Annotated in this window: 23 protein-coding genes and 1 riboswitch; of the genes, 2 read left to right on the forward strand and 21 right to left on the reverse strand. The window is 44.2% G+C overall.

What is annotated here, in order from left to right; translation table 11 throughout:
- Positions 1-171 precede the first annotated feature (171 nt).
- The 7 genes from QBE54_RS07530 to QBE54_RS07560 form a co-directional block, all read right to left on the reverse strand.
- Positions 172-405 (reverse strand): uroporphyrinogen decarboxylase family protein, encoded by a 234-nt coding sequence (locus QBE54_RS07530; RefSeq protein ID WP_369017581.1) that lies wholly within the window; start codon positions 403-405, stop codon positions 172-174.
- Positions 377-1,279: a uroporphyrinogen decarboxylase family protein gene (locus QBE54_RS07535; protein WP_369017582.1), complete on the reverse strand. Its 903-nt coding sequence runs from the start codon at positions 1,277-1,279 to the stop codon at positions 377-379. The genes QBE54_RS07530 and QBE54_RS07535 overlap by 29 nt, the downstream gene beginning before the upstream one ends.
- The gene (locus QBE54_RS07540) at positions 1,276-3,999 is read right to left on the reverse strand and encodes a glycosyl hydrolase-related protein (RefSeq protein WP_369017583.1); all 2,724 of its coding nucleotides are present in this window, start codon (positions 3,997-3,999) and stop codon (positions 1,276-1,278) included. Before QBE54_RS07540 ends, QBE54_RS07535 begins: the two co-directional genes overlap by 4 nt.
- 21 nt (positions 4,000-4,020) lie before the next feature.
- Positions 4,021-4,656, reverse strand: coding sequence for a carbohydrate ABC transporter permease (locus tag QBE54_RS07545; protein WP_369017584.1), 636 nt, complete (start codon positions 4,654-4,656; stop codon positions 4,021-4,023).
- Between the two features lie 200 nt (positions 4,657-4,856).
- Positions 4,857-5,732, reverse strand: a complete 876-nt coding sequence (locus QBE54_RS07550; protein WP_369017585.1) for a carbohydrate ABC transporter permease — start codon at positions 5,730-5,732, stop codon at positions 4,857-4,859.
- A 79-nt stretch (positions 5,733-5,811) separates the two neighbouring features.
- On the reverse strand, positions 5,812-7,110 hold the full coding sequence (locus tag QBE54_RS07555; protein ID WP_369017586.1) for an extracellular solute-binding protein: 1,299 nt from the start codon (positions 7,108-7,110) through the stop codon (positions 5,812-5,814).
- Between the two features lie 113 nt (positions 7,111-7,223).
- Complete coding sequence (locus QBE54_RS07560; RefSeq protein ID WP_369017587.1) at positions 7,224-8,249, reverse strand: LacI family DNA-binding transcriptional regulator; 1,026 nt, start codon at positions 8,247-8,249, stop codon at positions 7,224-7,226.
- A 136-nt stretch (positions 8,250-8,385) separates the two neighbouring features.
- On the opposite strand from QBE54_RS07560, the gene QBE54_RS07565 reads away from it, so the two are divergent.
- The gene (locus QBE54_RS07565; RefSeq protein WP_369017588.1) at positions 8,386-9,474 is read left to right on the forward strand and encodes an RNA ligase; all 1,089 of its coding nucleotides are present in this window, start codon (positions 8,386-8,388) and stop codon (positions 9,472-9,474) included.
- On the opposite strand, the gene QBE54_RS07570 is transcribed toward QBE54_RS07565, so the two are convergent.
- The 14 genes from QBE54_RS07570 to QBE54_RS07635 all read right to left on the reverse strand — a co-directional run bounded on the left by QBE54_RS07570 (position 9,448) and on the right by QBE54_RS07635 (position 21,951).
- A complete protein-coding gene (locus tag QBE54_RS07570) occupies positions 9,448-10,029 on the reverse strand; it encodes an RNA ligase partner protein (RefSeq protein ID WP_369017589.1) in 582 nt (193 codons plus the stop codon). The genes QBE54_RS07565 and QBE54_RS07570 overlap by 27 nt on opposite strands.
- Before the next feature lie 71 nt (positions 10,030-10,100).
- Positions 10,101-10,838, reverse strand: coding sequence for a DUF72 domain-containing protein (locus QBE54_RS07575; RefSeq protein ID WP_369017590.1), 738 nt, complete (start codon positions 10,836-10,838; stop codon positions 10,101-10,103).
- Positions 10,835-11,665: a bifunctional hydroxymethylpyrimidine kinase/phosphomethylpyrimidine kinase gene (gene thiD / locus QBE54_RS07580; RefSeq protein WP_369017591.1), complete on the reverse strand. Its 831-nt coding sequence runs from the start codon at positions 11,663-11,665 to the stop codon at positions 10,835-10,837. Before thiD ends, QBE54_RS07575 begins: the two co-directional genes overlap by 4 nt.
- A gap of 4 nt (positions 11,666-11,669) precedes the next feature.
- Positions 11,670-12,689, reverse strand: a complete 1,020-nt coding sequence (gene thiL, locus QBE54_RS07585) for a thiamine-phosphate kinase (protein ID WP_369017592.1) — start codon at positions 12,687-12,689, stop codon at positions 11,670-11,672.
- Positions 12,686-13,315 (reverse strand): thiamine phosphate synthase, encoded by a 630-nt coding sequence (gene thiE / locus QBE54_RS07590; protein ID WP_369017593.1) that lies wholly within the window; start codon positions 13,313-13,315, stop codon positions 12,686-12,688. The genes thiL and thiE overlap by 4 nt, the downstream gene beginning before the upstream one ends.
- Entirely contained in the window at positions 13,312-14,115 is an 804-nt protein-coding gene (gene thiM / locus QBE54_RS07595; protein WP_369017594.1) for a hydroxyethylthiazole kinase, read from the reverse strand. Before thiM ends, thiE begins: the two co-directional genes overlap by 4 nt.
- 3 nt (positions 14,116-14,118) lie before the next feature.
- Positions 14,119-15,351 carry a putative hydroxymethylpyrimidine transporter CytX gene (gene cytX, locus QBE54_RS07600; RefSeq protein WP_369017595.1) on the reverse strand — a complete coding sequence of 411 codons (1,233 nt, stop codon included), beginning with the start codon at positions 15,349-15,351 and terminating at the stop codon, positions 14,119-14,121.
- Positions 15,345-15,857, reverse strand: a complete 513-nt coding sequence (gene thiW / locus QBE54_RS07605; RefSeq protein WP_369017596.1) for an energy coupling factor transporter S component ThiW — start codon at positions 15,855-15,857, stop codon at positions 15,345-15,347. Before thiW ends, cytX begins: the two co-directional genes overlap by 7 nt.
- 68 nt (positions 15,858-15,925) lie before the next feature.
- Positions 15,926-16,035, reverse strand: a riboswitch (TPP riboswitch).
- A gap of 93 nt (positions 16,036-16,128) precedes the next feature.
- On the reverse strand, positions 16,129-16,980 hold the full coding sequence (locus QBE54_RS07610) for a carbohydrate ABC transporter permease (RefSeq protein WP_369017597.1): 852 nt from the start codon (positions 16,978-16,980) through the stop codon (positions 16,129-16,131).
- 10 nt (positions 16,981-16,990) lie between these two features.
- A complete protein-coding gene (locus tag QBE54_RS07615) occupies positions 16,991-17,890 on the reverse strand; it encodes a carbohydrate ABC transporter permease (protein ID WP_369017598.1) in 900 nt (299 codons plus the stop codon).
- A 49-nt stretch (positions 17,891-17,939) separates the two neighbouring features.
- Complete coding sequence (locus QBE54_RS07620; protein ID WP_369017599.1) at positions 17,940-19,193, reverse strand: extracellular solute-binding protein; 1,254 nt, start codon at positions 19,191-19,193, stop codon at positions 17,940-17,942.
- Positions 19,194-19,295: 102 nt separating this feature from the next.
- A complete protein-coding gene (locus tag QBE54_RS07625) occupies positions 19,296-20,216 on the reverse strand; it encodes a 6-phosphogluconolactonase (protein WP_369017600.1) in 921 nt (306 codons plus the stop codon).
- A 35-nt stretch (positions 20,217-20,251) separates the two neighbouring features.
- The gene (locus QBE54_RS07630; RefSeq protein WP_369017601.1) at positions 20,252-21,046 is read right to left on the reverse strand and encodes a GntR family transcriptional regulator; all 795 of its coding nucleotides are present in this window, start codon (positions 21,044-21,046) and stop codon (positions 20,252-20,254) included.
- Positions 21,047-21,099: 53 nt separating this feature from the next.
- Positions 21,100-21,951: a PIG-L deacetylase family protein gene (locus QBE54_RS07635; RefSeq protein ID WP_369017602.1), complete on the reverse strand. Its 852-nt coding sequence runs from the start codon at positions 21,949-21,951 to the stop codon at positions 21,100-21,102.
- 103 nt (positions 21,952-22,054) lie between these two features.
- Between QBE54_RS07635 and QBE54_RS07640 the strand changes: the two genes are divergently transcribed.
- Positions 22,055-22,810, forward strand: coding sequence for a sugar isomerase domain-containing protein (locus tag QBE54_RS07640; protein ID WP_369017603.1), 756 nt, complete (start codon positions 22,055-22,057; stop codon positions 22,808-22,810).
- Positions 22,811-22,858: the final 48 nt, after the last annotated feature.

Here is a 22,858-nt window from a genome sequence, read left to right on the forward strand (position 1 = left end):
AGCTGGGCTTTCCAAAGAGGTACTTTATGAAATTTTGGTAGAAAGAAACTCCCGGGGCTCACTTCGTAAAATTTTAATCCGGTAAGCCTTGCTGGCACAAGAAAAAAGAGTTCAGGGGCGCAAGGTACACAATCTATTTCTTTGCGAAACAAAGCCCCAAGATATCTTTCCTTATGACTTAGGCTTCGCATACACACCAAACCTTTCACAAACAAGATGAGCCGTTAAGGCGTTCTCTACAGGCACTGCTGAAGTTAACGAATTGCAACTCGAAAGAATATATCTCCCACCCTGACCTATTTTTTCTACTAATTCTTTAACTTTAATACTAATTTCATATGGTTTCCCAAAAGGCAAAAGTTGGTTCAAATCTAAGTTACCAATAAGAGTAATTTTTTTTGCCATACCTTTCCTTAATAAGGAAAATATCATTACCAGCAGCTGGTTGCAAACCGTGCAAAGAGTCAATGCCTAATTCTACTAAAATATCAATTACCGTACTTACCCGTCCACAAGCATGCAGGTTAACCAAAGACCCTTTCTTATGCACTTCATCCACAAGCGTCTTCATAAATCGAAAATCAATCTCGTATAAATCTTGAGGCGCTATAAATGTGCCATTATTATGAGCAAAATCATCGGCTAACCATATACACTCCGCACCTTTTTCGATGGCCTTTTGCGCCATTTCTTTGGCAAAATCGTAAAAACGGGTAGCAAAATTTACCACTTCTTTCTTATTATCCTTTATATAAAACATTAGACGTTCATATCCGATAAGTTCGGCAAACATTGAAAAACCTACATCAATCTGACACGCAACGAAAAAGGGAGAGTCATTCAACCAAAGTTCAATATTATCCCAAGAAAACTCTTCTGGCTTTGGAAATCGATATTTTCTCAGATCGTCTATATTTGTTAAAGGATGATAAATGGTCTCAAAGGTATAAGGCGAAAGAATAAGCACTCTGCCCCACAAATCCCTTACAACTGGATAGCCATCTCTTTTGCTAATTTCGTTCAACTTTTGAAGAGGAAACACAACCAAAAAGTCGCAACCAAGCAATTCTCGAGCTTTTAAGTGTGCTTGAAATTCTGTCTCGCTCAACCGGTCAAAAGCCCAGTGAATATTAGAGTTTTTACGAGCAAAAGGCATTTCAGTTCCTGTCAATCTCTCTACAAGAAAATCGTCGATCATGACTTCCCCATGAGGAATTTTATCTGGAATTTCCCCTTTTAATGTTTTCCTCATCCTTTCTCTCTGAGGTGTAAGCATCATGAACTTTTCCCTTCTTCCCTACACAACTCGACATTCAAAATTCCCTTTGGTTTGAACTCTAACAACAACACATTACCCTCCTCAACATCAACTGATGCAATCCTCTCCTCTAAAGCATTCACAATGAAAGCTTTATTTATCTTCAAAATTGGGGATAGATGAAGTTCAACTGAACGAACTACTTTATCAGGATTCCATAACCTAAGTATCCATCCGCTCCCATTTTCTTTTTTCTTGAAAGCTGACATCAAAATTTTCTCGTCGTTAAAAGCGATTAATCCCATTCCAGAATTTAGCTTTCCAACATGTCTTCCAGAAAACTCAAAGAAAAGAGGTTTCACAAAATGATCAACGAAACCGTAGGAGGAAAGCTTGCTCCAGTGTTCAATAAGGGGAAAAACTACAAATTCCGCTTCAAAGAAGTCTTCCAAATACTGCGCATTTGGTGTAGAAAGTTCTGGCGCAGTAAAAGCGTTACTCCTTTCAGGGACAGAATCCACACTCAAAAAACCAATACATCTAAGAAGCGTGAGATAAAAGAAGCCATCTTCAGAAATTTCGTATTCCTTAAGCCAACCTTGGTCAACAAAAAGCAGTCCTCCTTCTTGATCCCCCACAAACACAAAACGGTCTTTAGGCTTAGTCGAAGAAGATTTTTCAGGCCAAAATGCATCATCCATTTTTTCTAAAATTTTTCTATTAACAACATCAAAGAAAACCTCAGCTTCTGAAGAAACAATTTTTTCTCCCACTTCAAAACCTATTCTCAAACGATGATCAGCGGCTTCATTTTTAAAACACACCTTTATTTCTACAAATTCTGCACCAGCGCGCAATGTGTAAAAAACTTTTATCTTTTGCTCAACAGTTTCCGATGTTCGCCTTACTCGACTTGGATCAATGGCTTTGGGAATTTTCAATAAATGCTCAATTTTAAAAGTAGTTTTTAAGGGAGAACAAAATACCTTTTCAATCTGTCCAAAGTGCGAAGTAACAATAGCGTTGCCTTCAGGAGGCGAAAACATATAATGATCGCCTCTATCTCCTGAATCTTCTATAAAGCCAAATTTTGGATAAACCTTTCCACTTCTTTTGTCTTCCAAGAAAACCGAACCATTTTTGAAAAGAAGTCTTAAAGAGGAATTTTCCATGAAATCGATGCCACTCACGACTGGGTCTTCAACTTTTGTAGGCAAAGAAGGCAAAATATTTAGAAAGTTGCTCAATTCCTTTTTTCGCTCTTCCAGAGGCGTACCAATTTTAGAATTTTCTACTTTTTCCACACCAATAATCTTACACCCAAAGGGGGGGATATAATCTATATAAGCAGAAATACAAGCTTTTACAATCTCTTCACCTTTCCAACAGTAATCCATCAGTTTCCTTTTAGAAAGGTAGTTTTTAATTTTACTAATCTCTGCGATCGCGAAAGGAATTAAATTTCCAGATTCATCAACAAATACATAATCTCTTGCCGACTCGTCTATGCCAAAGTGCACACAAAAATCAAAAACACCTGAAAGAGCATAAGGAGTTGGGTTAACTATTGCTACATTATTTTCAAAATCTCGAGAATATAGGTTAGCCAAAGAATAACCAGCAGCATAAGCAACTCTTTTAGCAATCTGAAAAACTTGATGTGCTCTTACCAAAGCATCATCAGTAACTTCATCTACATGCGCACCGTATATAACATCGTGAAATTGGTTATTAAATTGAATCCTCCAAGCAAGATCCAAGAATTCTTTAGGGTAACAATCAATGCCCATCATGTCCACCAAAGAGCACAATGGTTCCGCAAGGCGCTCCAAATAGACTTCTGCAGCACGGATTTCTTTTTTAAGCGGAATCCTACTAGAAAGAACTCCAGGTAAAACAAAAGAAGTTTGAGTTGCCCTCAGCTCGCCTTCATATTCTTCAATATCGGTGGATAATTCTTCCCTAATTGAATCCGCGTATTTCACAAGGTTAGAATGAATGAAACGATAATCCGGAAGCCGTTTGTTTAAAAAGTCAATAATTTCTGGAATGTCTTCTCTTGGTTCTTGATGATCGTGGCCTTCCATAAACAGATAATTCGACGTGGAAGCAAACTTAGACAACATCACAATGTTGTCAGCAGCTATCTTTACAATGGCTTCCCAATCTTCAGGAAGCCTACCAAAATTTACATAAGCAAACGGCATGACCAAGAAAAGAACTTTGCTTTTTCCATCAGGACCCTTCCAAATAAACTCACTCTTCGTAATTCCTAGAGATCCCATTACACCACGCCAAGCAACCATAACATCTAACCCAAACAGATTCAGAACCTGAGGCATTTGGGAAGGGTGTCCGGCCATGTCACAAAGGTAAGCAATAGGCATAAATCCACCAAACTTCTTAGCTTCATTAACACCCCATAGGATGTTTCTAACAATCCCTTCAGGACTGACCATGTATTCATCAGGTAAAATATAAAAAGGGCCTACTAAAAGCTTGCCCTTTTTAATCAGGTTTTCTATGCGTGGACGATTTTCTGGTTTCAGCTCTAAATAATTAAGCAATGCACTCACTTGACCATCAAACATAAAATACAAATATCTATCATTCCCCTCCAAAATCTTCAAAAGCTTATCAACGAGAGGAACAAGACGCATCTGATATTCCCTAAAAGGGGAATACCACTCTGGATCCCAGTGAGTATGAGAAACAATATGAATCGTGGGCTTTCGCTTCATTGCCAAACCCCCCAAGGCTCTTTAGTATTTCAAGCCAGTAAAAGAAAGACCCCTTATAAAAGATTTGCTAAAGAACGCATAAACTACCAAGATGGGCAAAATGGATAGCGCTGTACCAGTAATAACTACGTCGTATCTTATCCCTGTTTCCCATTGAAGAGAAGCAAGAGCTAAAGTAACAACATACATCTCTTTCTTGCTAACAACAAGAAGAGGCCACAAGAGATTGTTCCAAGACCACATGAAGGTAAAAATACCAAGAGCCGAAATAGCAGGTAGAGAGAGGGGCCAAATGACCATAAAATATATCCACCACTCTGAAGCACCGTCAATACGTGCAGCCTCGATAAGATCCGTAGGAATATTTTCAATGAATTGCCTCATAAGAAAAATACCGAAAGCACTGAGGCACATTGGTATAATAAGACCCTTAAAACTGTTTACCCAGCCAAAATCACTAACCATTACATACAAAGGGAGCATTATCGTTACAAAAGGAATCATCATAGTGCTTATCAAAACAGTGAACAAAACCTCCTTAAACTTAAACTTAAATTTGGCAAAGACGTAACCAGCAAGCGAACTGGTAAAAACCACCAAACAAGTAATTCCTCCAGCAACAAATAACGAATTAATAAAATACCTTCCAAACCGCATATTCTTAAAAAGATACTTATACGTTCGCAATGTCGCTTTTTCTGGTAGAAAGGTCGAGGGTACTTTTACTATTTCCCTTGCCGGCTTGAAAGAGGAAGTAAAAAGCCATAGAACAGGTAAAAAAGAAATAATTGTTACCACAGCAACTAGAATATAACTGATCACCAATCCTAAACGCTTTTTATAAAAAAACCTCCTCTTCAATATTCCCATCTCCTTCTTAAGACTTTCAGCTGTATAAGCGTAAAAACAAAAATAACGGCAAACATGATTACCGCTGCAGCACACGCGTATCCCAGTCTCATATGGTGAATAGCATATCTATAAATAAAAAACGACATGACATAATTACTGGGCCTAACGTCATTCATACTAGGAGCTGCTAACATAGCAACTCTTTCAAATACTTGAAATGCACCAATTAAAGTAGTAACAAATACAAAGAGAGTTACATTCGCCAAAAGGGGCAACTTAATTCTAAAAAAAACCCGCCATTCGTTTGCCCCATCAATGCGCGCCGCTTCCTCAAAGTCTTTTGGTATTTCAAGCAAACCGGCAAGGAAAAGTACAGCGCTATAACCGAGGCTCTGCCAAATATCCACCAAAGAAGCTGCCACGATAGTCTGACCTGGGTGAGAGAGAAATCTCTGCGTAGGTAGACCTAGCAATTCTAAAACCTGATTTACCATTCCGAATTTCGGCTGTAAAAGCCAGCGAAACAAAATACTCATAGAAGTAATGCTTGCTACGTAAGGAGCAAATATCAAACCTAAAAAGAGGTTCCGAAGTTTATTTATTCTCTCAAGAAGCACCGCCACAAAAAGACCAATAGGGATACCCAGAAAAATTCTAATTGCAACAAAAATAAATGTATTCTTAATAGAAACAAGGAAAGTTTTATCCCTAAAAAGTTCTTTATAATTAGCTAGACAAACAAAAGGGCTACCGGCGGGATCAATAACATTCCACTCATACATACTAATTCTAAAAGAATTTATAGCTGGGTAAAAGAAAAAAACCATAAACCACGCTGTAACTGGTACAAGCACAACCAAAGGAAAATATTTTGTTTTCAAATGCACGCTCCCCCCTTCCAAGAAAAAAGTGGTAACGAGAAAAGTATATACTTTCCTCGTTACCACTATAAACCTCTTCTTACCACTCAATTTTTGCTTTTGGAGCTTCTGGGTACTTTTTTCTAAAATTGGTTATAGCTTCGTTACACTGCTTTGTCATTTCCTCTAATGCTTCCTCAACGGTCATCTCTTGGTAAATAACAGAACTCATGAGACGCTGCAAAGAATCTTTGATGATGCTGTCATTTCCAAAGGGCCCCCAAAACTTTGCTTTGGGTAAAAGATCTAACAGTGGAAGCAACCAAGAGCGAAGCTCATCTTGGAAATATTCAGGTTTTGCCAGCTCCTTTAACGGCGATATGCCTGGATTTTCTTCTAAAAAAGCAAGCTGCGCTTCAGGGGTCGTCATGTAAGCAACGAATTTAAAAGCGACATCTTTGTGCTTGGTCCCACTCCAAACAGCAACGTTCCAAGTATCTACATGAGTCACTATTGGCTCGGTGGCACCAAAGAACGGAGGCTTTATAGCAAAACCAAAGTTAAGTTCTGGATACGTCATTTTAGAAAAAGGTATATACTCTCCCCACATAAACGCCATAGCAGCCAACTCTTGAGCCAAGGCATCAAAACTAGCAGGTAAATCTACGCTGTCAAATCTGTAAGTGTAGTATATATCATAGAAAAATTGCAAAGCCTTTCTTGCTTCCTCGGTCTGATAGTTAAATAGACCCGTATCATTATCGTAAAACTTTCCCCCTTGTTCAGCTATAAAATCCCAGAAGTAAACTTGGTTATTATACTCACGTGCACTAAACCCTGCTATCTCAACATTGCCTCGAGAATCTCTTTTAGTGAGTTTCTCTGCGTATTCCAACATCTGTTCCATCGATGTAAATCTATCTACTTTTTCAAGACCCGCTTCTACAAGCATATCCAAATTTATCACTATTCCAGCGTCACCAAGTGGATCAGGAATTCCAAATGCATAAACTTTATCAAAAGGAGCCTGAAGATAATACTCTGGCCAACATTTTTCTTTTAATTCTTCCACTGTAAAGATATCTTCAGGGAACGGGAGAATCGATTTAGTATAGACCATCTCCATAATGTCTTCTCCACGAGGGGTAAATATATCGCTTGCTTCTCCAGCAGCAAGGGCTGATTTAATCTTAGTTGCAATATCAGCTTGAGGTTCTACCGTAACCTTTATATCAGGATTTTTTTCCATAAACATAGAAGCAACTCTCTCGAAGCCTCTGCGGTGTGGGTCAAAACCATGGCACCATATAGTTATTTCCGTCTGGGCACACGCAAACATGCCCCAGCTCACTAAAAGCATCACACTTATAACACCCAGCACTATCAATATTCTCCTCATCTTTCTAAACCTCCTTACAAAACGTTTTTTGGAGAAAACCCGAAAAATACTCACTCTTTCTCCTGCGACAACCCCACTTTTAATTAAGACACCTCCTTTCTAAGAAAAATCCTTTACCGCTCAGGTGCTTTTGTCGACTCTCTAACTATCAACTTCTCCTCAAGAACCACCTCCCTCGAATTTTCTTCAATCTGCTTCTCAATCCGCTCTAATAGCAGCGTAGCTGCTGCCTTCCCTGCTTCATAAGTGGGAATTTTCACACTGGTTAAGGGGGGTTCAAGTACTTCCCCAATAACATCATCTACCCCAATCAGCGAAAGCCTTTCTGGAATAGAAATGGAATTCTCCCGAGCTGCTTTCAAAACACCTATCGCCAGCTGCTCACTAAAGGCAAAAACTGCAGTAGGAAGTTCTTTTCTTGCAAAAAGCATTTTAGCGCCCAGATAGCCACTTGCCTGTGAGTAATCACTCACCTCCACAACCAACTCTGGAAATATCTCCACTCCAGCCTCTTCCAATGCCCTCTTGCAACCAGCAAAGCGCCGTTTGCTAATCCCGCTCCCCCTTACTTTCAGAAAGCCTATTTTGCGATGACCGAGCTCGAGCAGGTGTCTGACCGCTTTATAGCAGCCTCCCTCAGCGTCTCCAGTCACCGTATCCAGTGCAGCAACCCGGGTTGAACCATAGCAATTCACCACTGGAATACCATTAGCAATGGCAGTTTCAGCCATTTCCTTCAAAGCCTGGTTAAAGGGTGCTGAGTAAATGATTCCTTCTACCCGGTTGCGAATAAACATTTTCAAAAAACGCTCGGTCTTTGTGATATCGTTATCATTATTGCAGATGATTACACTGTAACCTTGCTCAAAAGCCACATCTTGAATCCCTCGCGCAATACCTGCATAAAAGGGATTGGCAATATCTGGCAAAAGATACCCTAAGGTATAAGTTTTTCGAGTACGCAAGCTTTTGGCAACCAGGTTATGGTTGTAACCAAGCTTTCTGGCCGCTTCCAGAACTCTGGACTTTGCTTCTTTACTCACATAACCATAACCACCAAGAGCTCTGCTCGCGGTTGCTACCGACACTCCAGCTTCCCTGGCCACGTCTTTTATGGTTACTATTTCTTTTTTTGCCATCCACTTCCTCCTTCCAGGATTATGGTAACGTTCTCACAAATATTTGTCAACCGGCAAACGCTAAAAATTTTTTCACTAATACCTGAAGCCAAAAAACGGTCAAATACAACCATCAAGACGTGATATAATATCCCCCGTGGAAAAAGCAAAAATCCTCGACGCGCTTAAAGAAGGAGCAATCCAAGAAGCAAATTTTGAGGATATAAAGTATTTCCCATTCCTCGAAGAATGGAAAGACATTCCTCGAGGCACAGTAGTAATCGAGGAGCGGGTTATTCCTTCTTATCCTCGTATAGCACGAATCATGCGAATAGCCAGTGGAGTGCCCCGCCACTTCAAGGGTCCCTTCCTCGTTGAAGAAAAAGTTGACGGCTACAATGCAAGAATCGCTAAAGTCTCTGGTAAAATGTTGGCTTTTACTCGCTCTGGGCTCATCTGTCCTTTTACAACCGACCGCATTCCTGACCTTCTTCCCACACAATTTTTCAACGACCATCCCCAGTGGGTTATCTGTGCTGAAATCGCTGGGCCGGAAAACCCCTACATAGAAGCGCATCCTCCTTACGTGAAAGAGGATGTGAGGGCTTTCGTGTTTGACATTATCGATGAAAAAGGTAATTTCTTACCACCCCTTGAGAAATGGGAAATCATCAAGGCCTACCAGCTCCCTGCGGTAGAGAATTATGGTGTATTTGAACCCCAGGAAATCAAAAGGCTCTATGAGCTTTTAAATCGGTTAAACGAGGAAAAAAGAGAGGGCATAGTTCTAAAATCACTTGATGGGGGAAAAAGGTTAAAGTTCGTCACTCCCTTTGCTAATCTCCACGACATTGAAGTTTCCTCAGAACTCCTTGAGGAGCTACCGCCCCATTTCTACATAAATCGTCTGAGCCGACTTATTATTTCACTCGACGAACTGGGAAAGAAGTGCGACGACCGTCTCTTTTATGAAGCGGGCAAAGCGTTGCTTGAGGGTTTTGAAGATGCTCTCAATAAGTTTAAAAGGCAAAGAAGGATATACCACACTTTTTCCTGCCGTTTCCACAATCCAGAACGAGCCGAAGCTTTACTTCAGCTTTTGAACCGCGCTTCATCGACCATAAGGGTCAAAAAACGCTCACTAATCAGGGAAAACGGCTTCTGGGTGCTCACTTTCGACAAGGTATTCCTGCGTTCCACTTCTTTGCTTGCCAACCTCTTAAGGGGTCAGGCGGTGTTCGATTGAGCTCTCCATCAAAGAGCGCAAGCTACCTGCTTCAAGCAGTTTTATGCCCAGCTTGTCAGCCCAGGTGCTGATGCCCTGGTCAGCACTCACCAGCACAGCGTCAAGCTCAAAAGCCAGCAGAATAACATCCATATCCTCCTTGCTATCTATGATTCCCTGACGCAGAGCTTCTCGGTAGCGGGCACGTAATCTTCTAATTAGTTCTTCTTCGGAAATATCCCGGGTGGTCAATGCCTGTTCTGCAATACGTAAACCCTTGTTGATGCGCTCTCGCAACTCCTCTATAAACTGGTAGAGAATTTCAGCAGGTATCATCAGCATGAAGCGGCGGGGAGAACGAATCTTAACCACCAGCTCCAGCTTGCCGGAAACCAGCTCAAAATCCACCACTTTTTGTAATTCCTGGTACACCGAAAGGGGCATGAAAAACTGAAGCGGCGAGCGGCTTGCCAGCTGAATAAAATTCTCTACAGCTTGCTCAGGGTTTTCGCCAAACTGGGGAAAAGTGTCTGGGTTGGTAAACACGCTGGTATCAAGCACAATTGCGTCCTGCAACTTACAAAACCTCCATAAAGGCTTATTCTTTACTATTTTACCTCACATCCAGCTTTCTATTCCTGAAAGATCTACTCCCCCTTCCCCAAAACCAGCTCCCTCAACCGCAAAGCGTTGGAAATGGCATATCCCTGGTAGTCGTTATCGAAATAACAATACACATCACGCTCTGTAAGCCAATTTTCTATCTTCTCGGCCCATACCTGCAACTCCTCTTCACTGTAACAATGAGTATAAAGGCTCTGGCTTCCGTGGAGCCGTAAATACACAAAAGAAGCCGTCAACACTTCCTGATAAGGGTAACGGGGAGTATCGGCAAAACAGAGACAGAAATTGTGTTTCTGCAACATTTCAAAAACTTCATCGCAGAAAAAAGAAGGATTGCGAAACTCAAAAGCATAGAGATGCTTCTCTTTTTCAAGAAGTTCCAGAAAAGCAGCGAAAACATCCCGCTGAAAGGTCATTCGGGGAGGAAACTGGAAAAGAATGGGACCAAGTTTCTCCCCAAAGAGAGAACATATTTCAAAAAAGCGATTTAGAGCTTCTTCTACTCCCTGCAATCTCTTAAGGTGAGTGATGTAACGACTACCCTTCACCGCAAAAAGAAAACCAGGTGGAGCTAACTGGTACCAGCGCTCTACCGTTGAGGGACGGGGAAGGTGGTAGAAGCTGGAATTGACTTCCACGGTGTCAAAAACGCCAGTATAATAAGCGAACCACTCTCGCTGAGGAAGCTCTGGAGGATAAAACAGACCTCTCCAGTGCTCATAGGTCCAACCCGAAGTACCAACCCTGAACACTCCACTCACCAGAGCTTTCCACCCTCCTGGGGATTTATTTCGGCTTTTATAAAAAGCGGAGCCAGGTGATTGGTAGGTCCAAAACCTCCTCCCAAAGGTAAAGAATGAGTAATCACCAGTTCCATGTACCTTCTGGCCTCCCCTACTGCCTCAGGCAAATTATAACCCAGGGCTAAAAGAGCGCAAATGGCTGCAGAATAAGTGCATCCTGTGCCATGAGTGTTTCTGGTGCTGATGCGTTTACCACGAAAAAGATGAAACTGCTCTCCATCGAAAAAGAGATCCAGGGTCTCTTCTCCGGGAAGATGTCCCCCCTTAATGAGCACCGCCCTGACCCCCTTTTCACGAATTCTTCGGGCTGCTTCCTGCATTTCCTCAAGACCTTCTATTTTTTCCATACCAGCCAGAATAAGTGCTTCGGGAAGGTTGGGAGTCACCAACAAAGCAAGGGGCAAAAGCCTTGTCATAAGACTCTGGATGGCATCTTCCCGCAGTAAGCGTGCCCCGCTTTTAGCCACCATTACCGGGTCCACGACCAAATTTTTGATTTGGAAGCGAGCAAGTTCCGCAGCTACCACTTCGATGATGTCGCTACTAAAGAGCATCCCCGTCTTAACTGCATCCACGCCAATGTCTTCAACAACACAGCGGATTTGAGCAGCCACCATCTGAGGCGAGAGTGCTTGTATTGCTTCCACCCGCTGCGTGTTTTGAGCGGTCACCGCGGTAATGGCCGTCATACCGTACACTCCAAAAGCGCAGAAGGTTTTCAGATCCGCTTGAATACCTGCTCCTCCACCTGAATCCGAACCAGCGATACTCAAAGCTCTTTTCACCGCTTCAGGCCCTCCCCCTTCCAAAGTGATTCCAGCCCCTGCGATCAATGGAGACCTCTTTCCCTTCCCGATACAGTCGCAAACCTCTCTCCTCAACCACTTCACCAATAACCCAGACCGGAGTACCAGTCCTGCGCTGAATTTCCCTTTGCAGTTCCTCGGCAAGCCAGGGAGGAGCGGTAAACAAAAGCTCAAAATCTTCTCCACCCGAAAGGATCGGCAGAAAAGGATCTATCCCCTTCTCACGCGCAAATTCCTGCACCTCGCCAGAAAGAGGCAAATCCTCAAGGTGAATCACTACTCCTACCTGGCTTGCATCAAGTAAGTGAGAAAGATCCTGCAAAAGACCATCGGAAACATCGATAAGCGCACAAGGGTAACCGCTTTCAGCAATAACTCTCCCTTCCTCAAGGCGGGGCGAAGGTGCAAAGCAACGCCTGCAAAGCCTTTCAAAGCGGACTATTTCTTCCTGACTCCCCTCAAGGATTATCTGGAGCCCACAGGCTGCCTCCCCCGGGTAACCCGTAATCAGGACACGGTCGCCAACCCGAGCGTTTTTGCGCAAAAGCAAGGGGTATTTACTCTCCACCTCTCCAATCAGGGTAACGTCAAAAACCAAAGAACTTGCAATGCTCGAGAGATTGCCACCAATAACTTCCACTCCAAAACGCTCCGCTTCTTCTTTGATACCCCGCAGTACTTCAGAAAGCCACTTCTCTTCAAGTTCCGGACGCAACGCAAAGGAAAGCAGAGCAAAGCGGGGCAGCCCACCCATGGCCGCGATATCACTCACATTAACTGCCAGAATGCGCCTGCCAAGCAAAAAGGGAGGGAAAAGACCCGTCTTGAAATGCACATCCTCAACCTGAGCATCACAAGTAACCAGGGTATGCCAACCCTCTCTTCCTTTAAAAACCGCACAGTCATCGCCAATACCCTGCAAGAGCAAAGGAGAAGAAGTCGAGAAGGTCGCTTTTATCCTCTCGATAAAACCGAATTCTCCAATTTCTCCCAGATAACTCATGGTTTTCTCCAGGCATCAATCTTTTTTCTGAAAAGAGAAGCTGCCTCAAACACCGACTCTGCTCCCACAATCGCCGAAACCACAGCTACTCCATCCACGCCAGTTTCCAAAACCGCATCCAGGTTGGAAAGGTTAATACCCCCAATGGCAATCACCGGGATACGCACTGCCTGCTTGATTTCCTTTAACCGGGAAAGGCCAATGGGCTCACCGGCGTCTTTTTTGGTCGCAGTGGGGAAAACCGTTCCCACACCCAGGTAATCAGCGCCCAGGCGCTCAAGTTCTCTGGCCCTTTCCACGGTATCGCAGGAGCAGCCAATGATGATATTCGAAGCCAACTTCCTGGCCACATCAACTGGAAGGTCCTCCTCACCAAGGTGCACCCCATCCGAAGAGACAGCCAGCGCTACATCCAGGCGGTCATTAACAATAAAAAGCGCGCCCAGCTCTCTGGTCAGCTGGCGCAGTTTGAGAGCTTCCTCAAAAATGGGGCGGGTAGGAAGATTTTTCTCTCGCAGTTGAATGACCGTTGCCCCACCACGGATTGCTTCCCGAGCAACTTCAAGGTGTGAACGACCTCGCTGCACGGCCTTATCCAGTATGACGTAAAGAGAAAAGTCTCTCATAAGCTTTCCACCTCGAAACGCGCCATACGGGCAAAAGTATCCCCATCCACTTTATACATCATATCAAAAAGATGGTTCCTAAAGCTTGCTGGACCCAGAGAAAAAGGTGCTGCCTTTTCCGCACACACTCCCAGAAAAGAGAGAGCAGCCGCAGTAGCCATTAAAAAGTCTTTTTCTACACCGCAAAAAGCGCCACAAAGCGAAGTTGCCATACATCCAGTCCCGGTAACTTTGGTAAGCAAAGGATGACCGTTGAAAACACGAATCACTCGCTTTCCATCGCTCACCCAGTCCACTTCACCGGTAATCGCTACCACAGTCCCAAAACGCAGGCTGGCCTTCTCAACAATGGCGCAAGGGCTTTCTTCCACTTCTCCTGACTCCACTCCCCTTACCAGAGCTCGCATTCCCAAAAGAGAGGCAATCTCTGCCCGATTCCCTCTCAAAACAGATACTTTTGCTGTTTCAAGCACTTGCAACGCGCTTTGGGTGCGAAAAGAAGTAGCTCCTGCACCTACTGGATCAAGAATGACTGGTATCCCAACTTCATTAGCCTTTCGGGCAGCAAGGATGGCGCTCTCCACAACTTCCCCGGTGAGTGTCCCCAAGTTGATGACCAGAGCTTGAGCCTGAGCCACCATTTCCTCAACCTCTTCCCGGGCATAAGCCATTACTGGAAGCGCCCCCACTGCCAGCATACAATTTGCATTGTCATTAGCCACCACAATGTTGGTTATGTGATGCACCAGGGGTCTTTTACTTCTCACTCTTTCCAGAATCTCTCCAAAAGTCTTCTCCATAGTTCATTTCCTCCGCAAAGCAAGATACAAACAGCCAGAAACCACAAAACTGGGAACCGAAGCACCCAGAGCTGGTAACTTATAAAGCAAAATTTCATACAGCAAAAGCCCCACCGCCCAGGAAACCACTCCCTGCCAGACCAGTAAAGGACACCGCTCATATAGTTCGGCAATGTCAACATTCCGTTTTCGGTAAAAGAAATAGTCGAATATAACCACCCCGAAAAGAGGCACAAAGACAGCACCAATTAAAAAAAGGAAACTTTCGTATCTATCCATGGGGAAAAAGAGCGCCAGCACAGTGCCTGCAACACCAAAAACCAGCGTAGCCAGACGCTCCTTCACCCGAGGCCGGATGTTTAAAAAAGAAACTGCAGCTGAGTAAATATCCAGAAAAGTGGTGGTAAAGGTAGAAAAAAGAACGATGTAAAATGCTATCAGGCCAAAACCCAAAGCTAGCATAGCGGGTATGGGGTCGCTTTTTCCAGTTACCAGCGCTGAGGAAAGACCCAGGAAATACATCCAGGAACTCACCATGAAATACCCCCACCAGGTACCCCAGAAAGAAGAACGGGTGTCCCTGGCAAAACGCGAATAATCAGCAACCAGGGGAAGCCAGGAAATGGGCATAGCAATGACTAAATCTAAACCTGCGCCAAAAGGAAGCCCACCACTTCCTCGTATCCTGAGGAGCTCTTCCCAGGAAATTTCCCGGAACACGCTGTAAGTCATAAAAAGACATAAAACACCCAGGGCTACCACCGCAATCCTCTGCATCCACTGCCAGAAGCGGCTACCCACCATTGCCCATAAAGTACTTCCCAAACCAGCTATAATCATCCACAATTTCAGGTTACTGTAGCCAAAAAGCGTGCTGGCTATGACTTCACATGACTGGGCACAGATGATGACCATCACTGCCGTCCAGCCCAGAAGCTGAATGATATTCAAAACCGAAGCCAAATATGAACCCCACCTTCCAAAAGCCAGACGCACTGAAACCATGGCTGGAATACCCAGGTCACTCCCCAGGACTCCTCCCAGAGCAAGCGGTGTGTTGCCAATTACATGGCCCAACAAAACCGCCCATAACCCGGCCCAAAAGCCAAGGGGGGCAAGCATGCCGCCTGCCCACACTTCAGAGATAGCAATCGCTGCCCCAGCCCAGAGCAAGAAGAAGTCGATACCCCGTAATTTACGACTTTCCTTAGGGATGGGTTGCACACCATTCAGCATTTTTTAACACTCCCTTCGTAGCATACATCAAGGTTTACAACTTTGCGCAAGGACTTAACGAGCACGAGGCCGATGATGCTTCCTGGAATGCTGCTGGCCAGAAAAGCGGACTGGAAAAACAGCCAGGTCCCAGTTTTGCCAATCAAAGGGGCAACAATCAACGCACTTAAAGTGGCCCCGATCGGCCCAGTACCAATGGGTTCAGTAAGGGCTACCCAATCACTTTTGAAAACTCGATACATAAGACCTACCACCAGTGCTCCTGGAATACCCCCCGGTATGGCGAAAATGGTGCCTGTGCCAATTGAGATGCGGATAATCCCAGCAAGAAAAGCCGCCAGCGCTCCATACCAGGGGCCAAGAACAATCCCTGCCAGAACGTTTACCGTGTGCTGAAAGGGAAAGACCTTGGTGGGACCAACTGGAAAGTGAATGCCAGAAACCAACACTGCACAACCTGCAAACAACGCAGTGTAAATTAGCGAACGAAGATGTATAGAACGCATTGTAACTTCCCTCCCCACAAATTTGGTTCCATAAAAAAAGCCACCTGCCAGGAAGACAGGTGGCTTTTTAGCTTGGTTTAGCCAACTCCCTCCGCTGGCATTAACCAGATCAGGTTCTAAGGGTCGAGAGCTTGCGCTCTCCTCTCAGCCCCGCATTATGGAGCTCCCCCGGCTTTAACCTCTATTCACTTTGCTTTATACATTATACACCACTTTTTAAATCCCGAACAGTACTTTAAGTTGCATCACCCAGTAAAAAGTAAAGCCAGCTCTACCCTTTAACCGCACCCGAGAGCAGTCCTCCAATGATATAGCGCTGAAACAGAAACGCAATCAAAATGGGAGGAAGGGCTGCCAGAATTCCCCCGGTAGACATCATCCCAAAATCAATGGAATGCCGTCCTGAAAACTCGGCGATAGCAACCGGCACGGTTTTGGCCTGAGGGGTGGAAGTTAAAATTAAAGCAATAAAAAACTCTTCCCAGGACATTAAAAACGCAAAGAGTAGTGTTGCCACAATTCCCGGTAAGGAAAGCGGGAAAATGACCCGGAAAAGGGTTCCCAGATGGGAGCACCCGTCTATTTTGGCAGCATCTTCAAGATCTCTGGGTATGGTATCAAAATAAGTGCGCATCAACCAGATAACAAAAGGAACCAGAATCGCTGAATAAACGAGAATCAATGCCTGACGGGTATCCAGCATCCGGTATCTACTGAAAATCTGATAGAGAGGAATAATCACCGCTATCGGGGGCAGCATATAGGAAAAAAGAAGCACAAAAAGAATTTTTTCTTTGCCTGGAAAGCGCAAACGTGAGAAAGCATAGGCAGCGAGAGAACCCAGAGCAACACAAATCATAGTTACAAAAAGAGCCACGAAGAAGCTGTTCCACATGATTCTGCGAAATTCGCTCTCTGGCCCCTGTGAAAAAAGTATTTTAACGTAGCGCTCTAGTGAAGGACGCTCAGGAATCCAGCGCAAAGGCACCCGCAAAAGTTCCTGCAAATCGGCAATGCTGGATATAAAGAGCCACAGAGGTGGTGCAATAAGCACCAGAGTCAGCAACACCGCAAATATGCCTATTATAAGAGAACGCACTTTCTTTTGTCTTTTAATCCCCATTTGGCCCACCTCAATACTCGATTTGCCTGCGCATAGTCCTTGTATACATAAGTGCTAAAAGCGCCACCACCAGGGTAATTATATAGGCCAGTGCGGCACCTCTTCCAAAGTGCAAGAATTTAAAAGCTTCCTGATAGGTGAGAAAAGAAATGACCTTGGTGGCATTGGCAGGTCCTCCCTGAGTCATGATGTAAATAATATCAAACACCCTAAAAGCGTCCAGAGTCCGTAAAACCAGAACCACCAGAAAAGTGGGAGTCAACAAAGGGATGAGTATGCGGAACAGGTAAGATCTCCAAGTAGCTCCATCAACCACTGCTGCTTCATACAACTCACGGGGTATGGTTTGAAGACCCGCAAGCAAAAGAAGCGCAACCAGTGGGGTTACTTTCCAAACATCAGCGATAATAACGCAGTGCATGGCACTCCAGGGGTTGGTCAACCAGGGTCGATAGGAATCCAGAATGCCTATCTGGGTGAGCAAGGCATTAAATGCACCGTAGTTCGCATTGAAAATCCACTTCCACATGATAGCATCCACAGTTATGGGCAAAGCCCAGGGCAAAAGCAGGAGACTTCTTAACATTCCTCTACCTCTGAATTTTTCGTTTAAAAGCAGAGCAATCAGAAAACCAGCCACCATTTCCAAGGCGATGGAAACCACTGTAAAATAGGCAGTTCTGCCCATGGACTCCCAGAAGTAAGAGCTCTTCAGGATCTCAAGGTAATTACGCAATCCCACAAAAGGAGTACCCATTGCCCGTCTGGTAAGATCTATCTGGAAAAGGCTCATGTAAAAAGAAAGTGCCATGGGATAGAAAATAATGATGCCTATGAAAACAAAAGCGGGAAGAATCAGCAACCAAGCAAAGTAAGCCTCTTTTCTTCTAAAGCTTCTTGAGCTCCTCATCCATCTCTTCCTCCATAAAAACATAGGGCGGGGTATCCCGCCCTATGTTTTAGTAGCGTTTCATAACTTCCTTAGCTCTGGACACCGCATCATCCATGGCCTGTTGCGGTGTCTTAGCACCAGTAAGCGCTGCCTGCAATTCTTCGCTCATAATCAGGGAAAATTGCGAGTACCAGGGAACTTGAGGACGGTCGAAAACATAGCGAATCTGTTCCTTGGCCACCTTGATGAGTTCAGGCTGCTGAGCAATTAGTTCCGGATCATCGTAAAGCGATTTCCAAATGGGAAGAGCATTCTGGCTATATTTTTTCTGCACTTCCCTGCTGGCAAGGTAGGTTACGTATTTCCAGGCTTCATCAGGGTATTTGCTGGTCTTCATGATGCTCAAACCCATTCCACCATTGCAGGTAGCACTCCTTCTTCCTTCAGGAAATCCTGGAATAAGCGTTAAAACAGCGTTACCCGCAATCTGTGATTCCTGGGGGTCGTTAGCCAGATTGTACATGTAAGTCCAGTTAAGTCCAAAAGCAGCCTGACCTGAAGAAAATACCCGGCGCACTTCTTCATAGAAAGATTCGACGCAAGCAGGATTAAAGTAACCAGCTTTCATATTGTCAACCATGAACTCCAGAGCTTTGAGTGGAGCTCCCTGGTTCATAATCGGGTTGCCATTTTCGTCAAAGAGCTTACCACCCATACCAACCGCGTACTGCAACCACTGAATAACCACTGCTTCACCCTGTCCCCAGGCATCGATGATGGGATAGGTAACAATTCCGGCTTCTTTTAGTTTTTTAGAAATATCTATCACTTCAGGCCAGTAGGTGGGAGGATTTGCTCCCACATCTTCGAGCATCTTTTTGTTGTAAAAGAAGTACTCCCAGTCGTTCAGCCAGGGCATACCGTATAGTCTCCCCTTGTAGGTAACTGAAGAAAGCACTTCCGGGAAGATATCAGCGCGGTCTTCCTCAGAGAGCCGATCGGTTACATCCAGAAGCCAACCCGCCTCCGCAAATTCGGCAGGCCAGATACAATCAAGAAGAATAACATCGTAGGTTCCCGCCCCGCTGGCTGCAGCCACCACAATTTTGTCGTGGAGCTCCTCATAAGCGACAAAAGAAAGATTCACTTCAATATCCGGGTTCTGTTTCAGAAACTCGTCAGTCATAGCACGAATATCACTTTCCTGGTAACCCGCCTGTTTCATGAAAAGACCGCTTATGGCAACCTTGCCCAAAGCTGGCACACTTAAAACAAACAACACACAAGCTACCACAACCAAACATACAGTTAGTTTTTTCATCTCTGTCCCTCCTAAGTTGTTAATGGTTTTTGCTTACACAAAACAGAAGCAGCAAAAATTTTCCAGGTTGTACCTCACCTCCTCAATGCCTGAACTGTTTTCTCAGGACATGTGTATCTCTACGTTATCAGCCACCCCACCAAGCATGGTGTAGGTTCCTGGCAGAGTCTGCAGGATAGAGGCAGGCACCAGGGTGTTCACCCTTCCGTGAGCAGCAAGACGGGCTATGAAGCGCTGCCAGCTCACTCCTCCACCGATATAGCCATCCAGCCAGAAGCTGCGGTCTTTAGCCTGCACAATCTGAGCAGGACCAATGGTGGCTGCTTTGGGTGGTACCCAGGACCAGTCTCCACTGAAAGAATGCAATGCATTCTGCATGATGGTCATAGGATGCAGCTCCACGATGCGGGGTCCAGCCTGCTTAAAAGCTTCCAGGTCATCGCCAAATTCAAAACCAAGATGTGCTTCCCAGAAGGCAATGTGACCACACCAGCCTACACCGCCATAGCAGCAGTCTGCACCACCCAGGTCAGCAATCATTTTGGCGTAGTCATTCAGAACTTCTTTGGTTGGGAAGTGAATGTTTCTTTCGGGAGGACGGAGTTTGGGGTCAATCTTTGAAAAGAAACCGTCCCACATGGCTTTCTGGAAAGAACCTGGCCAGGTGGGAGGAGCCGTGTTGCCTTCCTCGTCAGCGTACTCATCCATGTTGAAGGTGTACACGTGGTCCATGGGAATGCGCAACCTGTTAATCATCTCTGTAGCAATGGGGTACTGAGGCATGGGGCCAACTGGTAGAATGAGTACCAGCTTTTGATTTTTTTCACGAGCCTCCACAATGCGAGTGACGATGTCCAGAGCGAACTGGAAATAGAAATCTTCTTTGTTCTCGATGATGCGGATTTTGAAGTCAGGGTTGGGATGCTTGGTGATTTCTTCTTTGGTTATTTTTCTAACTCGCTCACATTCTTCCCGATCCTGAAAGGGGATAAACTTGGCTAAAGAGTAACGGAAAATGGTCAACCAAAAGCACCTCCTCAGCATACCAACATTGTGGACTAATATACAACATTATTGGATGACAAATGATGATTCTTCGAAAAACCAGGTCGGACCAAGTTCACAACAAACTTGTAGCGGTCAGCCCGATACAAAAATTCAACATACTCGATAGGAGAATCCGTTTCATCAAAGGTTATCCGTGTACAGAAAAGACCCGGGAACCCTTCAGGAACTTTCAAAAGTGCAGCTTCTTCCTTTTCGATTAGAACCGATTCTAATGTCTGTCTTGCCCAAACAACAGGTTTAGAAATGAAAGTATTCAATATATAACACAGGTCTTTTTCTTCAAGTTCTGCAACACTGGTCCCAAGAAAGTCTTTAAAAAGATTGAATGGCAGAAACACCTTTCTCAAACAAATGGGTTGATCATCAGCAAACAGTAATTGTTCTACAAATATTACACGACTATTTTCTTCAGTAAGTCTAAGATGCTTCGCTATTTGTGAGTTAGCTTCTACAAGAGAACGTCTTAGCAATTTACTCCCTGGCTTCAGCCCACGAGACAACATATCCTCGGTGAAAGTAACCAAATGGCCAAGTTTTTCAACAATCTTAGATTTCGAAACAAAAGTTCCCTTCCCCGGTACCTTCTGTAGATAACCCTCCCGCGCCAGGTCTTCAATCGCCCTCCTGACAGTAATCCGACTTATACCAAACTTTTCGCACAACTCAGATTCAGAGTAAATCCTATCACCCGGCTTAATATCCCCCCTCTCGATCATTTCCAAAATTAATCTCTTAAGTTGCACATGCAACGGTATAGGAGAGGACTTTCTTATATCAAGAGACATAAAAACACTCCTTATTCCAATCTAATATTCTAATAAACTCCCTACGATATACCTTACTTTATGTTTCTAATTAACTCTAAATAAGGCTTAAAGTCAAATTTAGGCCTGGCCTCGAAAGAAAGAAAAAGTTCAACAAAGAAGTTTTCCTCCACTTTCTTCTTTAATCTTTGGCTTACCAGGTCAGAAATAATTGCAGCCTGACTTCTGTATTCAGAAAGGGCCTCGACCACCTTGTCCTCCAGCTCTTTGGACACAACGATAGCTTTATTAGCACTGATAGCGGGGTCTTGCCCTGCACAAAGAGCGTGAAAAGGAGAAAATTTTCCCCATACTGAATACTCAAGATAGCTCTTAATGGGAAACTCGAGCTTTCCATAATCGGGCATAATAGGATCACCAGCCTGTGGACCATCCCAAGCTCCCATCAGGTAAGTAGCCTCATGGTCAGCATGTTCCCTATAGGGATTAGGCAACAATAGTCTAGTAGTTTTCAGCTCCCTAAGAATTCTAATGGTCTTTTCAAATGTCCCAAATCCACCCCAGGGCATCTTCCAACCGAGATTAGGCCTAAGGCTGAAATCAGGAAAATCTAATCTTATTATATGCTCCATACCAACACCAACCTTAGCGTAAGCCCTAATTGTTTCTTCCTTTCTAATTTCCACAATTCTCTCTTTTTCATCAAGAGTGGTATAACCTCCACAACCATTGCAAGCAATCACCACATACACTTGAGCACCAAATTCTCTAACTACCTGTAACAAGTATCCAGCTCCCAGTAAAGCATCATCATCATGTGGTGAAAATATAACAATAACCTCTCCATCAGACCAGGAAGGAAAGATTGTTTCAATGTTCTGTGACTTTTCTCTTTTCCAGAGATCGTAAAAGAAAACTCCTTTCATTTTTCTCCCTCCGATTTATTGTGATTTACTATAAAGTTGTTGACAACTATTATAACCTATTATATCCTATGCTTAAATATTAAAATATGAAAGGAGGAGTTTTATGTCTAATCAAAAATCATTCCTGGATATTTGTATTGATTTCCTGCAAAAAATCGAAAAAGAACAAGCAGAAAACTTTAAAAAAGCGGGTCAAGCCATAGGCGATGCAATCATGGCAGGGAAACTTGTTCATGTTGTCGGTACCGGAGGTCACACCTGTCTTCCAGCATACGACATGTTTTACCGTGCAGGTGGACTTGTACCAGTAAATCTTATAATACCAATTGGAGCACTTTACGGAGCAAGCGGTGCACTTCATGGTATGCGCATTGAAAGATGTCCCGGCTATATGAACAGAGTAATTGACTATTACAAGGTTGGCCCAGGAGATGTAGCAATCATTTTCAACAACATCGGAGTCAACGCTGCTACAATCGATGCCGCTTTAGAATGCAAAGCAAAAGGCGCCTACACTATAGGAGTGGGCGGTTCTCCCTGGCAAAAAGAAATCCCCCTCGACCACTATACTCGCCATCCAAGTAAGAAAAATCTGATGGACATTGTAGACCTGTTCATTGATGATTACAATCCTGTAGGAGACGCTGTTATTGAACTCGAAGGCTTTGATCGTCCCATAGCACCTATATCCCAGGTGACTGACTCATACATAGTACGAAGAATCGAAATAGAAGCTTGTAAGTACATGCTTAGTAAAGGTTTCAAGCCGCCCGTCTGGATGAGCGCCAACAGAGTCGGAGGAGACGAAGCAAACGCTCGTTACCAGGAAGAATATTATCATCGTATCAAAAACCTGTAAAAAGATTATAATCCGGCTAAATGCCGGACAAAAAGGAGGGTTAACACA

The sequence above is a fragment of the Thermatribacter velox genome (assembly GCF_038396615.1).
In the GTDB taxonomy this organism is placed as follows: Bacteria; Atribacterota; Atribacteria; order Atribacterales; family Thermatribacteraceae; genus Thermatribacter; species Thermatribacter velox.

Excerpts from the sequence above, each read along its gene's own strand:
- QBE54_RS07530 (WP_369017581.1), bottom strand. The coding sequence starts at position 405 with ATGGCAAAAAAAATTACTCTTATTGGTAACTTAGATTTGAACCAACTT.
- QBE54_RS07535 (WP_369017582.1), bottom strand. The coding sequence starts at position 1,279 with ATGATGCTTACACCTCAGAGAGAAAGGATGAGGAAAACATTAAAAGGG.
- QBE54_RS07540 (WP_369017583.1), bottom strand. The coding sequence starts at position 3,999 with ATGAAGCGAAAGCCCACGATTCATATTGTTTCTCATACTCACTGGGAT.
- QBE54_RS07545 (WP_369017584.1), bottom strand. The coding sequence starts at position 4,656 with ATGCGGTTTGGAAGGTATTTTATTAATTCGTTATTTGTTGCTGGAGGA.
- QBE54_RS07555 (WP_369017586.1), bottom strand. The coding sequence starts at position 7,110 with ATGAGGAGAATATTGATAGTGCTGGGTGTTATAAGTGTGATGCTTTTA.
- QBE54_RS07560 (WP_369017587.1), bottom strand. The coding sequence starts at position 8,249 with ATGGCAAAAAAAGAAATAGTAACCATAAAAGACGTGGCCAGGGAAGCT.
- thiL (WP_369017592.1), bottom strand. The coding sequence starts at position 12,689 with ATGAGTTATCTGGGAGAAATTGGAGAATTCGGTTTTATCGAGAGGATA.
- thiE (WP_369017593.1), bottom strand. The coding sequence starts at position 13,315 with ATGAGAGACTTTTCTCTTTACGTCATACTGGATAAGGCCGTGCAGCGA.
- thiM (WP_369017594.1), bottom strand. The coding sequence starts at position 14,115 with ATGGAGAAGACTTTTGGAGAGATTCTGGAAAGAGTGAGAAGTAAAAGA.
- cytX (WP_369017595.1), bottom strand. The coding sequence starts at position 15,351 with ATGCTGAATGGTGTGCAACCCATCCCTAAGGAAAGTCGTAAATTACGG.
- thiW (WP_369017596.1), bottom strand. The coding sequence starts at position 15,857 with ATGCGTTCTATACATCTTCGTTCGCTAATTTACACTGCGTTGTTTGCA.
- QBE54_RS07610 (WP_369017597.1), bottom strand. The coding sequence starts at position 16,980 with ATGGGGATTAAAAGACAAAAGAAAGTGCGTTCTCTTATAATAGGCATA.
- QBE54_RS07615 (WP_369017598.1), bottom strand. The coding sequence starts at position 17,890 with ATGAGGAGCTCAAGAAGCTTTAGAAGAAAAGAGGCTTACTTTGCTTGG.
- QBE54_RS07620 (WP_369017599.1), bottom strand. The coding sequence starts at position 19,193 with ATGAAAAAACTAACTGTATGTTTGGTTGTGGTAGCTTGTGTGTTGTTT.
- QBE54_RS07630 (WP_369017601.1), bottom strand. The coding sequence starts at position 21,046 with ATGTCTCTTGATATAAGAAAGTCCTCTCCTATACCGTTGCATGTGCAA.
- QBE54_RS07635 (WP_369017602.1), bottom strand. The coding sequence starts at position 21,951 with ATGAAAGGAGTTTTCTTTTACGATCTCTGGAAAAGAGAAAAGTCACAG.
- QBE54_RS07640 (WP_369017603.1), top strand. The coding sequence starts at position 22,055 with ATGTCTAATCAAAAATCATTCCTGGATATTTGTATTGATTTCCTGCAA.